At 46.1% G+C, this 13,406-nt stretch carries 11 protein-coding genes; 7 read left to right on the top strand and 4 right to left on the bottom strand.

What is annotated here, in order from left to right; translation table 11 throughout:
- Position 1: 1 nt before the first annotated feature.
- From secY to rplQ, 7 genes are all read left to right on the top strand, one after another.
- Positions 2-1,327, top strand: coding sequence for a preprotein translocase subunit SecY (gene secY / locus ABXT60_RS11780; protein ID WP_046483946.1), 1,326 nt, complete (start codon positions 2-4; stop codon positions 1,325-1,327).
- Positions 1,328-1,362: 35 nt separating this feature from the next.
- Positions 1,363-1,479, top strand: coding sequence for a 50S ribosomal protein L36 (gene rpmJ / locus ABXT60_RS11775; protein ID WP_443627979.1), 117 nt, complete (start codon positions 1,363-1,365; stop codon positions 1,477-1,479).
- Between the two features lie 104 nt (positions 1,480-1,583).
- Complete coding sequence (gene rpsM, locus ABXT60_RS11770) at positions 1,584-1,940, top strand: 30S ribosomal protein S13 (RefSeq protein WP_046483945.1); 357 nt, start codon at positions 1,584-1,586, stop codon at positions 1,938-1,940.
- Between the two features lie 20 nt (positions 1,941-1,960).
- Positions 1,961-2,350 (top strand): 30S ribosomal protein S11, encoded by a 390-nt coding sequence (gene rpsK / locus ABXT60_RS11765; protein WP_046483944.1) that lies wholly within the window; start codon positions 1,961-1,963, stop codon positions 2,348-2,350.
- 14 nt (positions 2,351-2,364) lie between these two features.
- The gene (gene rpsD, locus ABXT60_RS11760; protein WP_046483942.1) at positions 2,365-2,985 is read left to right on the top strand and encodes a 30S ribosomal protein S4; all 621 of its coding nucleotides are present in this window, start codon (positions 2,365-2,367) and stop codon (positions 2,983-2,985) included.
- 35 nt (positions 2,986-3,020) lie between these two features.
- On the top strand, positions 3,021-4,010 hold the full coding sequence (locus ABXT60_RS11755) for a DNA-directed RNA polymerase subunit alpha (protein WP_046483941.1): 990 nt from the start codon (positions 3,021-3,023) through the stop codon (positions 4,008-4,010).
- Between the two features lie 49 nt (positions 4,011-4,059).
- The gene (gene rplQ / locus ABXT60_RS11750) at positions 4,060-4,434 is read left to right on the top strand and encodes a 50S ribosomal protein L17 (RefSeq protein WP_443627975.1); all 375 of its coding nucleotides are present in this window, start codon (positions 4,060-4,062) and stop codon (positions 4,432-4,434) included.
- Positions 4,435-4,595: 161 nt separating this feature from the next.
- On the opposite strand, the gene ABXT60_RS11745 is transcribed toward rplQ, so the two are convergent.
- From ABXT60_RS11745 to ABXT60_RS11730, 4 genes are read right to left on the bottom strand one after another with little or no spacing between them, the layout of a single operon-like run.
- Positions 4,596-5,849 (bottom strand): HlyD family type I secretion periplasmic adaptor subunit, encoded by a 1,254-nt coding sequence (locus tag ABXT60_RS11745; protein WP_443630328.1) that lies wholly within the window; start codon positions 5,847-5,849, stop codon positions 4,596-4,598.
- Positions 5,846-7,564, bottom strand: coding sequence for a type I secretion system permease/ATPase (locus ABXT60_RS11740; RefSeq protein WP_443630327.1), 1,719 nt, complete (start codon positions 7,562-7,564; stop codon positions 5,846-5,848). The genes ABXT60_RS11745 and ABXT60_RS11740 overlap by 4 nt, the downstream gene beginning before the upstream one ends.
- Positions 7,561-8,838, bottom strand: coding sequence for a TolC family protein (locus ABXT60_RS11735; protein WP_443630326.1), 1,278 nt, complete (start codon positions 8,836-8,838; stop codon positions 7,561-7,563). The genes ABXT60_RS11740 and ABXT60_RS11735 overlap by 4 nt, the downstream gene beginning before the upstream one ends.
- 48 nt (positions 8,839-8,886) lie before the next feature.
- Positions 8,887-13,272 (bottom strand): beta strand repeat-containing protein, encoded by a 4,386-nt coding sequence (locus ABXT60_RS11730; RefSeq protein ID WP_443630325.1) that lies wholly within the window; start codon positions 13,270-13,272, stop codon positions 8,887-8,889.
- Positions 13,273-13,406: the final 134 nt, after the last annotated feature.

The following is a 13,406-nucleotide window of genomic DNA, read 5'->3' as shown; positions in this document are numbered from 1 at the left end:
TATGGCAAAGCAAGGTAAGTCGCCAGCAGGCAATCAAGGTGGGTTAAGTGAGCTATGGTCTCGCTTGCGCTTCGTTCTGATCGCCATTTTGGTGTATCGGATTGGGGCACATATTCCAGTCCCTGGAATTAACCCTGACCGCCTTGCCGCTATGTTCGAGCAGAATCAAGGCACCATCCTGAGCATGTTTAACATGTTCTCAGGTGGAGCGTTGGAGCGCATGAGTATCTTAGCCTTGGGCATTATGCCCTACATATCGGCTTCGATAATCATGCAGCTTATGACTGTGGTAAGTCCACATTTAGAGCAGCTGAAGAAGGAAGGTGAAGCTGGTCGACGGAAAATAAGTCAATACACCCGCTACGGTACTGTGATTTTAGCCACGGTACAGTCTTTAGCTATGGCGGTCGGTCTTGCTGGGCAAGGAATTGCCTTTAATGCAGACCTCAGCTTTTATTTCGTTGCAGTCGTAACCTTGGTGTCTGGTGCAGTATTCTTAATGTGGCTTGGTGAACAAGTGACAGAAAAGGGTATTGGCAATGGCATCTCAATACTCATCTTTGCAGGTATCGTATCAGGTCTCCCTGGTGCGGTAGGACAATCGTTTGAGGCCGCCCGTCAGGGTGACTTGAACATTATCGCCCTGTTAGCAATCGCCGTACTGGCGCTCGCGACCATCGCTTTTGTGGTGTTCATGGAGCGTGGTCAGCGTCGAATTACCGTTAACTATGCCAAGCGTCAGCAAGGTAATAAGGTATTCTCCGCTCAGTCCAGTCATTTGCCTTTGAAGGTGAACATGGCGGGGGTTATTCCGCCAATTTTTGCATCGGCCATTTTACTACTACCCGCTTCAATCGGTCAGTGGTTTGGTCAAGCAGACAATATGCAATGGGTGCAGGATATATCTTTGGCGCTAGCGCCAGGCCAGCCCCTATACATACTTCTGTTTGCAGTAAGTATTGTGTTCTTTTGCTTCTTTTATACCGCATTGGTCTTTAACCCTAAAGACGTGGCGGATAACTTGAAGAAGTCTGGGGCTTTTATCCCAGGCATTCGCCCAGGTGAACAATCGGCGCGTTATATCGACACTGTATTGGGTCGGTTAACGTTATTCGGTGCGCTTTACATTACCGCGGTTTCGCTAATGCCGCAGTTCTTAGTAATTGCATGGAATGTGCCTTTTTACTTTGGTGGCACATCGCTTTTGATCGTTGTTGTTGTGGTCATGGATTTCATGTCCCAAGTTCAATCTCATTTGATGTCCAACCAGTATAGTTCCCTGATGAAGAAATCGAATTTAAAGGGTAATGGCGGACTGTTAGGTTAAGTCCATTATTAGCCCCAAGAATTTAGGAGTTCGAAATGAAAGTACGTGCATCTGTAAAGAAAATGTGCCGAAACTGTAAAATCGTACGTCGCAGCGGTGTAGTTCGAGTGATCTGCAAAGTTGAGCCACGTCATAAGCAACGCCAAGGCTAAGCTGAATTGACGCAGGTGGGTGGGGGATGTATAATTCGCCGCCTTCTGTGACGAAGAGAATAGAAACGATGCACTTTTTGAGTGTCTCGAACGGAGTAAATTGAATGGCTCGTATAGCTGGCGTCAATATTCCAGACAATAAGCACACGGTTATCTCGTTGACTTATGTTTTTGGTATTGGCCGACCCACTGCCCAGCAGATCTGCGCCGACCTCAATATTGAGGAAAGCACTAAGGTTCGCGACTTGGGCGAAGAAAAATTAGATGAGATTCGTAACGCCATTACTACAATGAACGTCGAAGGCGATCTTCGCCGCGAAATCTCAATGAATATTAAGCGACTAATGGACTTAGGTTGTTATCGTGGTTTACGTCACCGTCGTAGCTTACCGCTACGTGGTCAACGTACCAAGACTAACGCGCGGACCCGCAAGGGCCCAACTAAACCAATTCGCAAATAAGCTAAGTACAGGATATCAACATGGCTAAGCCAGGTACTCGTACACGTAAAAAAGTTAAAAAGCAGGTAGCGGATGGGCTAGCGCACATTCACGCCTCTTTTAACAACACGATCGTTACTTTAACCGATCGCCAGGGCAATACACTAAGCTGGGCAACAGCTGGTGGTTCTGGTTTCCGTGGCTCTCGAAAGAGCACGCCTTTTGCTGCCCAGGTGGCTGCAGAACGTGCTGGTAAAGCAGCAATGGAATTTGGATTGAAGAACATTGATGTATTTGTTAAAGGCCCAGGACCAGGACGTGAGTCTGCGGTTCGTGCTTTAAACGGTTGCGGCCTCAAGGTTGCTAACATTACAGACGTGACTCCAATTCCACATAATGGTTGTCGCCCGCCTAAAAAGCGTCGCGTATAAAGGGGTAGGATCAAATGGCAAGATATATTGGACCCGTTTGCAAGCTGTCTCGACGTGAAGGAACAGACTTGTTCCTCAAGAGCGGTGTGCGAGCATTAGATTCGAAATGTAAAGCTGATACCATTCCAGGTGTCCACGGCGCACGCCGTAGTCGTCTGTCTGAGTTCGGCACGCAGTTACGTGAAAAGCAGAAAGTTCGTCGTATGTATGGTGTTCTTGAGCGTCAATTCCGTAACTACTATAAAGAAGCGGATCGTCTTAAAGGCGCAACAGGTACTAACTTGTTGGGTTTACTTGAGACACGTTTAGATAACGTTGTTTACCGTATGGGCTTTGGCTCTACTCGTGCAGAAGCACGTCAAATTGTTTCTCATAAGAGCATTTTGGTTAACGGTCAGACTGTAAACATTCCAAGCTACAAAGTAGCTGAAGGTGACGTAATCTCTATCCGTGAAAAGGCAAAAGTACAGTTACGTATCAAAAGTGCTCTAGAGTTGGCCGCCCAGCGTGCCGCAGTAGAGTGGTGTGATGTAGACACTACAAAATTGGAAGGTACCTTTAAAAGTACACCAGAGCGTAGCGAACTGCCTGCCGAAATTAATGAGCAATTAATTGTAGAACTTTACTCTAAGTAATTTCTTTATTAACTGCCCCAGTGAAAGGTGAGTCCATGACTTCAACCAACGATATTTTGACACCGCGTAACATCGTAGTGCAACGTGTAAGCGATACCCGCTCTAAGATTATTCTTGAGCCATTAGAGCGTGGTTTTGGCCACACTTTAGGTAACGCTTTGCGTCGTATTCTACTGTCTTCAATGGCAGGCGCGGCAATCGTTGACGTAGAAATCGACGGTGTTGAGCATGAGTACAGCTCTATTGAGGGAGTGCAAGAAGACGTTATTGAAATCTTGCTTAACCTTAAAGGTGTTGCACTAACCATGCACGCTGGCGAAGAAGCAGTCCTAACCCTGACTAAACAGGGACCTGGTACTGTAACTGCAGCCGACATCGCACTGAGCCACGATATAGAAGTGGCTAACCCAGACCATGTGATTGCCCATCTAAACACTGCAACCAAGCTAGTAATGCAGCTTACCGTGCGTGCCGGCACTGGCTATGAGCCAGCCGACACACGCGACTTTGGCGAAGACGAAACTCATGCCATTGGTAAGCTACAGCTAGACGCTTCTTTCAGCCCTGTACTGCGTGTTGCATACGCGGTTGAAAGTGCTCGTGTTGAGCAGCGTACTAACTTGGACAAGCTAGTGTTAGATCTAGAGACCAACGGTACTATAGATCCAGAAGAAGCAATCCGTAGCGCTGCTACCATTCTGCAACGTCAGATGGCAGTGTTTGTGGCCTTGGAAAACGACAACGAACCAGAAGCTAAGGTTGATGAGCCGGAAATTGATCCGATTCTTCTACGTCCAGTAGACGACCTAGAGCTAACCGTACGTTCGGCAAACTGCCTCAAGGCAGAAAACTTAAACTTCATTGGTGATCTGATTCAGCGCACCGAAGTTGAGTTGCTTAAAACTCCGAACCTCGGCAAGAAGTCATTGACCGAAATTAAAGACGTACTGGCCTCTAGAGGCTTGTCTCTTGGAATGCGTTTAGAAAACTGGCCACCGGCTATGTTGAAAGGCAACCAAGCATAACGTCTTAACCGGCTAAAAATTCAAACTTAGTTTGATAAGGAACTAACAAATGCGTCATCGTAAAAGTGGTCGTCATCTAAATCGGACCAGCTCTCATCGTAAGGCCATGTTCAAGAACATGTCTGTATCTTTGTTTGAGCACGAGTTGATTAAAACCACCCTACCCAAAGCCAAGGAACTGCGTCGTGTGGCTGAGCCATTGATCACCCTTGCTAAGGAAGATAGCGTTGCTAACCGCCGTTTGGCCTTTGCTCGCACGCGTAGCAAAGAAGCAGTTGGCAAGCTGTTTAATGAACTAGGCCCTCGTTATGAGGCTCGTCCTGGTGGCTATATCCGCATTATGAAATGTGGTTTCCGCCCTGGTGACAATGCCCCTATGGCCTATGTAGAATTAGTTGATCGTCCTGTAACTAGCGACGAGTAATTTTTTACATTAGTAAAAACCCAGCCTTGTGCTGGGTTTTTTTATGTCTAAATTACAGTCTAATAGCTTGTGATGGGATCGTGGTTAACATAGACAAGTTACTAGTGTGATGATCCTAAGCGGAGTTATGTGTAAGCGTAGCTAACCTGAACTTGCAGCTATTATTGCTCAGTAAGAGCTATGGCTGCAGTGCGCTTTAGGGGTGTGAGTATGTAGTCAATAATGCGAGTTTTTTCGCCGAGAATGTCAACTTGGGCAACCATGCCTGGCATGATGTTAGGAACCAAGTCAGATTTAGAAAAACTAGCTGTGGTTGTTTCCACCCAAACTTCGTAATACATTAAGCCTTGATTAGTTTCCGTTATATTTTGTGCAATGTTGACGATTTTACCTTCAATAGACCCAAACTTGGCAAAGTCATAAGCTGCAAAAGAAACCCGACAAAGCTGGCCTTGGGTGACATTGCTGATATCAGCGGGTTGAACTTTGGCCAATACTAGAAAAGAATCCGTTATCGGCACAACCTCAGCTAACGTTTCGCCGCCATTAACCACTTCACCTTCAGTGGTCACAAAGATGGCGGAGATAATACCATCACTTGGGGCTTTAACTTCTGCCATTGCCATGCGCTCGATCAAAGAGGTGTATTCCGCGCTGGTTTTCGTCATGGTGTTTGTACTGTCGGCCAGGCGCTCTTCCGCTTGCACGCGGTGATCCATTAGCACTTGTGTTTTACGGCGTTTAAGGGTGTCTATATCGATGTTAAGGCCTGCTTCTACTAGGACTTGTTGGTTAATGCTGTTGTGGGCTTCTTGCTGCTGCCTCTGAAAGCCAAGTAATTTTATTTTTGGCTCGACACCGGCGTCAACTAGAGGCTTGTATATGCTCAGTTCTTCTAGGGTGAGCAATAGGCTGTCTTGAGCTGAGCTAACAGCAGTTTGAGCCTGTAATATGGCATTGGACTTACTCGAAATTTCTTGCTCTATGATGTTAAGTTGTTCTTGAATTGACCGTGTTTTTGCGTGAAAAATAGCCCCTTGTTGTTCTATAAAACGAACAGGCAATTGGCTTGGAAAATTTAACTCCTCACCATAAGCTTCTGCTCTAAAGCGGGTTATTTCGGCCATGGCGTTGTAAAAAGTAATACGGTTTTGCTTAATAGCTGCTTCGTTGTCTTCTTGCTTTAGCCAAAACAACACTTGGCCTTTTTCCACAGCATCACCAACGCTAGCCCTAAACTTGTCAATGGATCCTGGGTAGCGGTTTTGCACTACTTGCACTTTCCCAGTGGGCTCTACTATGGCTTCGGCGCGAACCACTTGGTCTACTTCCGTATTGAAAGACCAGTAAGTCGCTGCGATAAAGAAGGCGCAAATAAGGTAAAAAATGACGTTGGTTAACTTGCCTGATTTCACGATGGGGTTCCAGTTTTTGCGGTCTTTAGCACTTCTTCTTTTGGCCCATCTGCAACGATGCGACCACTGTCTATAACAATCACACGATCAACAAGGGCGAGCAAGGTGCCGCGATGGGTGATAATAATTACGGTTTTGTGTTCAAAGAGAAGTTTCAATCGCACCATTAACTGTTGTTCAGTACCAGAGTCCATTGCGCTGGTCGGCTCATCCAAAATGATTACAGAAGGGTTGCTGATCAATGAGCGGGCAATACACATAGCCTGGCGTTGACCACCAGACAGCTGTTGACCTCGCTCTGTGAGGACAGTTTCATAGCCATCGGGTAGCTGCCCAATAAAGTCATCGATGCCTGCCTGTTTAGCGGCTTCGATGACTTCTTCGTCTGTAGCGTCTGGTTTGCCCAACAATAGATTCTCTTTTACAGAGCCAGAAAATAACATGGGTGTTTGTAATACCACGCCCACACCACGTCGCAAGTCTTCTGGGTGTATGTGGCCTACTTCTGTTTGGTCTATCTGTACACTGCCCTCATTAGGCTCGTAAATTCCAGCCAGCAGACGCAATAAAGACGTTTTACCGGATCCAATTTTGCCTAAAATAGCGACCTTTTCACCCGCTTTCATTTTCAAATTGAGTTGCTTAAGGGTGTCTTCTTTTTGGCCCGGGTAACGGAAGCTAGCGTTGCTAAAACGGATGTCACCTACAATTTCTTCGCGTCTAATTTGGCCCACACGGGAGGCCTCCAATACGGGTTCAGACATGAGTTCGTTAAGGTTCTTGTAGGCGTTTACAGACTGGTTAAACCGGCCTAGAAGGTTGGTTAGCTGCCCAAGGGGTGCCAATGTTCGGCCTGATAAGATTACACAAGCAATCAAGGAACCCATGCTTAGGTCGCCACTGCTGATGAGGATTACACCATAAACAACAATACCTACTTGGGAAGCTTGTTGGCCAAGCTGGGAAAAGTTAGTGGTGAGCTGAGTCCAGAAGCGTGACTTAGCAGTGACCACGCCTTGACGACCGACACTATCCATCCAACGGTTACGCAATAAACGCACACCAGACAGGGTTTTGATAGTTTCTAGGCTGTTAAGCACCTCTACTAATACAGCTTGTTTAGACTGACCATCTTGCATAGCGTTAAAAGTAAGGCGCTTAATAATAGGTTGGACTAAAAGGCCCACCAATAATACAGCGATGACAATAACGCCAGGAATTGCGGCGATAGGCCCACCAATGCTGTAGAGCACAAAAATAAATAAAAATACAAAGGGTAAGTCAGCAAATACCACAAAAGAAGCAGAGGCTAAAAAGTCCTTAAGGCTGTCAAAATCCTTTACAGTATTAGCCATGGCCCCCGTCGCTTTTTGGCCAGCTACGTTATCATTTTGAGCCAAGCGATCAAAAAGGTTGTCGGCTACGTCAAAGTCGATATTAATACCAGCTTGGTCAGTAAATACGCCGCGCATCACCTTCATAATGAAGTCAAAGCTCATGACAATGCAAACACCAATGGTGAGAGCCAAGAGTGATTCCATAGCGTCGTTAGGGATAACCCTGTCGTAAACTGTCATTATGTAAAACGCACTCACAAGGGCGAACAGATTAATAAATACAGAGGCTAATATTACCTGCATGTAAAGGCGTTTACTGCGGATTACGGGCCCAAAAAACCAATGCTGCGAAGCCGACTTGTGATAAGGTTTATTCATGGTAATTGATTATAGCTTACGTTGAATTGTTGAATGATTTGTTCGCTAAGTAATACATGGTCAAGTGTTAGCTGTTCCATGTCCGAAGCGATGCCAATAAGGTTTATTTCAGCACTAGCAATTTGAGTATACATGTTAGCAAGACTGGCGTGGTCATTAGCTGTTTTCCCTAAAGAAAGCTTCATATTTTTTAACTGTAAAACTAAGTTATTGTGCTTCTTAGTACCCTCTTGTTCGCGCAATTCTAGGTCTTCTATTTGGCGCTCACTAGTTTTCAAATCTAAGTTTTTTTGCTGAATTACTTTTGCTAATGCTTGCTGCTCGGCACTGATAGCATGAGTGATGCTGGCCATTTTTGCAGAACGATAGCCGCTGTCAAAAGCAGGGAAAGTTAAACGGAATTCCCCAGCAACACGGTAGTTTCCTAAGCTTCCTGTCACGTCATATAATGTCGTATTAACGTCTATAATTAATTTTGGTTTTTTTTGTGCATCAATGCTATTGCGCTGGTAGCGCAATGAGGTTTGTAAATCTTGGCTTATTGCACTGGTGCGCAAAGCTTGTTCTGGAACATAAGATACTCTACTCAGTTGTGGTTCTATGGAGTGCCAATCGTTTACTAAGTCGGCAACAGTTAGGCCATAGTCAGAGTTAACCATGTGTTCAATTTCATCCATTTTGTTAAACAATTGAACGATTTGAGTCTCTAGGTCAATTTGGCTAAGTTGGGTGCGGCGAATGTCTGTTATGGTGCCAAGGCCAGCCTCAAAACGCTTTACCAAGTCCTTTTTTACTAAAGCTATATTAGCTTGAGCTGTGTCAATAATAACCACGGTTGTCTTAGCTTTTTGGTGCTGAAGAACAAGGCTAAATAAAGCATGGGTTTGTTGCTCAAATGCGTTGGCAAAAGCTAGCCTAGCTCGGGTTTGCAGCGTACGTTCTGCGTCAATCAACGAATCAGATTCGCCAAAGTCATACAGTGTATGACTAGCGCTAAAGACCAGATCTAAATAAGGGTCGTGGGTGGCTACGCGAGAGAAAGAACTGTCAAAATGCTCGGCAATGGGCAGATGTGCAGAGCTCTTGATATCGAAATCAAAACCTTGCTCGGCTTCAAGTTCTAATATTTTCCATTTTTGTTTCTCTATAGAGCTGTTTTGCACCCGCAGATTTGGGTGATCAAGCACCGCAGATACCCAGTCTGCTGATGCTTGAGCAGCAGAACTGGCCACAGCCACCGAAATGATGGCTGTTAATATAAGTGGACGATACATTTTATTCCTTAGCTCTTAGGACTCAGTGAATTGCAGCTAAAGCTGAGTTTAAGCAATATCAGGAGTGGTAATGTTAATTTCATGGTCAATATAAAGTGTACTGGTACCGTCTGACCAAGCGTCTAGTACTTGTGCTGAGTAATCGCCAGATGACAGGCTTGAACTTGCCCCCTTGGTCCATGCTGTGCCACTTAAGGTGACTATGTCGTTAGTAGTACCCATAATACTCACGGTACTATCAGAACCTGCAATCATGCTTGCCGCCGAAGTGGCATCAATGGTCATGTGGGTGCTAAAGTCACCAATCACAATAGCTGAGCTGTCGTTGCTGCTGATCACGTTGCCAATATCAATGATTTCCATGTCTACAAGGGACGCTGTAAGTTCAGTGGTGCCACCGGTAGTATCCCACGTAGTGTGGTTTGCAATGCTTATTTTAGCCACGTCGTTGCCACCGTCACCACCATCTGCCGAAGCGGTCAGGGAGTCAATAGTGTAAGTGTCAGCGCTGGCTGTGCCTGTCCAGGTTGCGGTGCTAGTGGAGCTGTTAGCGTTGGCCGCAGCGGCATCTACTGTAATAGAGAGAGTTTGAGTTACACTGCTGGTGCTATCATTGCTGTCTGTTGCCGTGACGGCTACAGAATAAGTGCTGCTAGCTGCTGGTAAATCGGTAACGGAGTTGATGATTAGGTTATTGGTAGTAAGTCTCGCTGAGGAGCTAGTACCATCGTCACCACCATCCATTTTAATAGTTTCAATAGAGTAGGTTTCTGCAGCGTCATAGTTAGCAATGGTTATTGTGCCAATTTTAACGGCGCCAAGGGAGTTAGAACCTGAGGTATCATACCAAATTGACTGGCCTCCATTATTAGTAAAAGCACCTCCAATTGAGGAGTCCTTTACTATACTCATATCTGCTGCCGAATCAGAAGAGGTTTGTTTAAACTGGAACCCAGCCAACGATTCTGCACCCCCAGCTTTAGGCAAAGCGTATAAATCCATTGTGACTTGGGTAACGCTACCCGTGATAGTGGATGTGTAATTGTCAGCTAATAAAGCCCCTGGGTTTCCACTGCTGTCTAACAGCATAACCATGTCTGTGCGTGGGCTACCAGAAAAACTCAGCTTGCCCGTGCTGGAGTCGATGCTAAAAGAACTAGCATCGGTGCCACTGAGGCTGTAGGTCAATGTGTCCGATTCTTCATCGCTTACAACTACCGTGGCTGCGGTAAAACTATTTTCGGTGACATTAACACTGGATGCACTGGTGAATGCAGGTGCGTCGTTTGCTGCTGTTGTCACTAGATCAAAAGTGGCAGTGCCTGATGCGGTACTGGCATCTGTTGCAGTCACAGTAATTGTGCTTGTGCCAGCATCGCTGTCGGTAGTTGGTGTGCCACTAAAGGTTTTAGTATTTGCGTCGAAGGTTAGCCAAGTAGGTTCTCCTGATACGGTGACAGTCATAGTGTCACTATTACCATCAGTAAATTTAGCATCTGCTAAGGTAAAGCTCACAGCTGTGTCTTCCGTTGCTGTTTGATTTCCTAAGGTAGCCACTGCAGGGGCTTGGTTTGCCGTCACTATGATATCAAAGGTATCAGACACTGCAGCAGCAGCAGTATCCGTGGCGGTAACAGTGACTGAAATTGTGCCAGCATCACTAGCTGTTGGATTAGCGCTAAAGGAGCCGTCTCCATTAGGACTAAGCCACGAGGGCAAATCTCCGCCGCCTGCTAAGGTGACAGAGTATGCTAAGGTGGCAGTTTCACCGATATCAATATCACTAAAACTATCGCTAGCGATGGTGTACGTACTTTCACGGCCGCTAATTATAGTTTGGTCGATCAGTTCATTAGCCACAGTGGGTGCGTCATTGACATTGGCCACCATAATGGTAATTTGGTCGGTAACGCTAGCGCTACCGCTGTCTGTAGCAATAATGCTTACTACGTTGGCGCCTACGGCGGCGTTAGTAGGCGTGCCACTAATGGTACCATCGGCAAAGGTTAATCCATCAGGTAAGCCCGTTGCAGTAATGGTTAAGCTAGAGTCTAAATCCTCTAAGTCACTAAAAGTGCCCGTTGGTACGATGTAGGAAGTGAAGACACTGTCTTCAGTCCCGGTTAGGTCTGCTTGAGCGACAGCGACAGTAGGCACTGCGTTGTCGGTCACCGTTAATGCTAGCGTATCGCTCACTGTTGCTATGCCATCACTGGCGGTCACCTTGATGCTTAAGTCGGCAATGTCGCTGTTAGCAGGCGTGCCGCTAAAAGTTTTAGTACTAGCGTCAAAGCTTAACCATGCAGGCAGTGCGCCTCCACTGGTTAGGGTGGCGCTATAGGTGAGGCTATCCCCCACGTCTATATCACCAAAAGTAGCATTAGGCACTGCATAGCTAAAGGCTACGTTTTCTGAGGTTTCTAACGCAGTTTGGGCCGCTGTTATGGTAGGCGCATCGTTCGTGTTAGTGGTAGTAAGGCTAAAGCTGTCTGCCACAGAGGCCGCACTGGCGTCTGTGCTGGTTACGGTAATGTTAATACTTCCAACTTCGTCATTAGTGGGCGTGCCACTTAGTACACCTGTGGCGGCTGTGAAGGTAAGCCAGCTAGGTAAGTCACCTCCACCCGTTAAGGTGGCTGTTAAGGTTGAGGTGTCACCAGTGTCTACATCAGAAAAAGTGGCACTTGGAATAGTGAAGCTTAAGGCTGAGTCCTCGGCGATAGTCTGGTCAACGATCTCAGCAGAAACTGTGGGCGCATCGTTTGTGTTAGTCACTGTAATAGTGAAAGTATCAGACACAGATGCTTTACTGGCGTCTGTGCTAGTTACGGTAATGTTAATGCTTCCTACCTGGTCATTAGTGGGAGTGCCACTTAGAACACCAGTGGAAGCTGTAAAGGTAAGCCAACTAGGTAGTTCAGCACCGCCCTCTAAGGTGGCGGTCAAAGTGGAGGCGTCACCGGTGTCTACATCAGCAAAAGTGGCACTGGGAATAGTGAGGCTAAAGCTTGCATCTTCTGCCGTTGAAACATCACCTAGCGCTGCGCTTAAGGTAGGCGTGTCATTACTACCAACAACCCTTACACTAATAAACTTTGTTGAGCTATCGGCAGTGGTTAGGTTGTCTGGGTCGGTGGCATCAGTTGCGATGGTTTTAATTTGAAACACTTCAACTAGAGAGCCACTTGCACCTAATGCTTGAACGTCAGCATGGTTGTTATCCAAGGTGTATGTCCATACACCCTTTGCAGTGATGGTTAAGGTGCCTATAGGATTCCCGGATGTGCTGTCAGAACCTATTGAAACTGCAGTAGTATCAAATGTATAGGTCACGTTGTCGGCTGTATCAGGATCTGTAACGAGGGCAGTACCAGTAAGTACTAAGCTACCAGTCTCGGTTACTGAAGCTGCGTCTTCTGCAGTAAGTCCAGCTGTAACGCCGTTAATGACCACTAAGGTAGAGATATTGGTGCTGGCAGTAATTGATGCATTGCTAGCATCGTTGGTGCTGGCCACTGCCTGGGTCATGTCTATCAAACTTGATTGAGCTACAGCAAATGTTTGTTTAGAACTTGAGTCTAAACTGGTAACAGCATCAATAGCGGTGTTAACAGTTTGAATCGCTATTTTGATAGATGTTAAGGAGGTAGTAAAAGTGCTGTCAGCAAATACGGAGCCAGCGTCATTGACAACGGCAGCAGCTACGACTTCATTTATGATATCAGCTTCTTTAAAGTCAATAGCGGTTACCGGGTCACTACCTGCAGCTACAACCTTAGCCTCAATCACGTCTACAAAAGCAGCCACTGCGTTGTTAAGGGCTGCAGACTTACTAACCGTTGAACCTATCGATGAAGTGGCTTCAGCTTCGGCTAAAGTGTTAATCACAGTCATTACTTGCTGGGCGGATTTTTCAAATGCGACCGATTCTGCAGTGCCTGCGTTGGCAGCAGCGTATGCGTTATAGCTAGACACGTCTGTGCTGGTATCAAGGCCAAGAATAGCCTTCACTTGAGCCTCTGCTTTGGCTTGACTTAAAGTGCCGCCAGAGGAATCTACCAATTCGTTAGTAATCGTTGTGGCTACGGTTACCACGCTAGAACCAGCCATGGCAGACATTTTTATGCCAGCTAAGATGGCGCCAGAAGATGCGTCTATGGTGGTTTCATCGGTTTGCACCACGATGTCGCCGCTGAGTTCAGTGTCAATGCTAAAGCTACCATCGGCTTCGGTGCGCACTTTGTCGCTATCTACCCCAACTGTCCAAACCCCGTCGCCATCAACGTCTATGAATACCTCGGCATTGTCTAATAAACCTTTATAGGCAGTGCCAGTAGTAGCTGTGTCAACAGTACTGCAACCTGCAAGGCCAGCAGAGAATAAACTCAGCAAAATTGGATTAGCGTGATTTCTGATATTATTTGTTTTTTTCACAGGTACGTACCTTAATTCAATAGTTTTGACCGCGGAATGAATAGCGTATTTCTTAACGTAATTCTTGAAAAGCCTAAATTAATATACCCTTTCAAATTTCTACAATTACTTATATTGATGTGGATTCCATACTC

The sequence above is a fragment of the Candidatus Njordibacter sp. Uisw_056 genome, assembly GCF_047730085.1.
Taxonomy (GTDB): Bacteria; Pseudomonadota; Gammaproteobacteria; order Pseudomonadales; family Balneatricaceae; genus Njordibacter.
This window is presented reverse-complemented; position numbering and strand designations above follow the sequence as displayed.

Excerpts from the sequence above, each read along its gene's own strand:
- rplQ (WP_443627975.1), top strand. The coding sequence starts at position 4,060 with ATGCGTCATCGTAAAAGTGGTCGTCATCTAAATCGGACCAGCTCTCAT.
- rpsK (WP_046483944.1), top strand. The coding sequence starts at position 1,961 with ATGGCTAAGCCAGGTACTCGTACACGTAAAAAAGTTAAAAAGCAGGTA.
- rpmJ (WP_443627979.1), top strand. The coding sequence starts at position 1,363 with ATGAAAGTACGTGCATCTGTAAAGAAAATGTGCCGAAACTGTAAAATC.
- ABXT60_RS11735 (WP_443630326.1), bottom strand. The coding sequence starts at position 8,838 with ATGTATCGTCCACTTATATTAACAGCCATCATTTCGGTGGCTGTGGCC.
- secY (WP_046483946.1), top strand. The coding sequence starts at position 2 with ATGGCAAAGCAAGGTAAGTCGCCAGCAGGCAATCAAGGTGGGTTAAGT.
- rpsM (WP_046483945.1), top strand. The coding sequence starts at position 1,584 with ATGGCTCGTATAGCTGGCGTCAATATTCCAGACAATAAGCACACGGTT.
- ABXT60_RS11755 (WP_046483941.1), top strand. The coding sequence starts at position 3,021 with ATGACTTCAACCAACGATATTTTGACACCGCGTAACATCGTAGTGCAA.
- ABXT60_RS11740 (WP_443630327.1), bottom strand. The coding sequence starts at position 7,564 with ATGAATAAACCTTATCACAAGTCGGCTTCGCAGCATTGGTTTTTTGGG.
- rpsD (WP_046483942.1), top strand. The coding sequence starts at position 2,365 with ATGGCAAGATATATTGGACCCGTTTGCAAGCTGTCTCGACGTGAAGGA.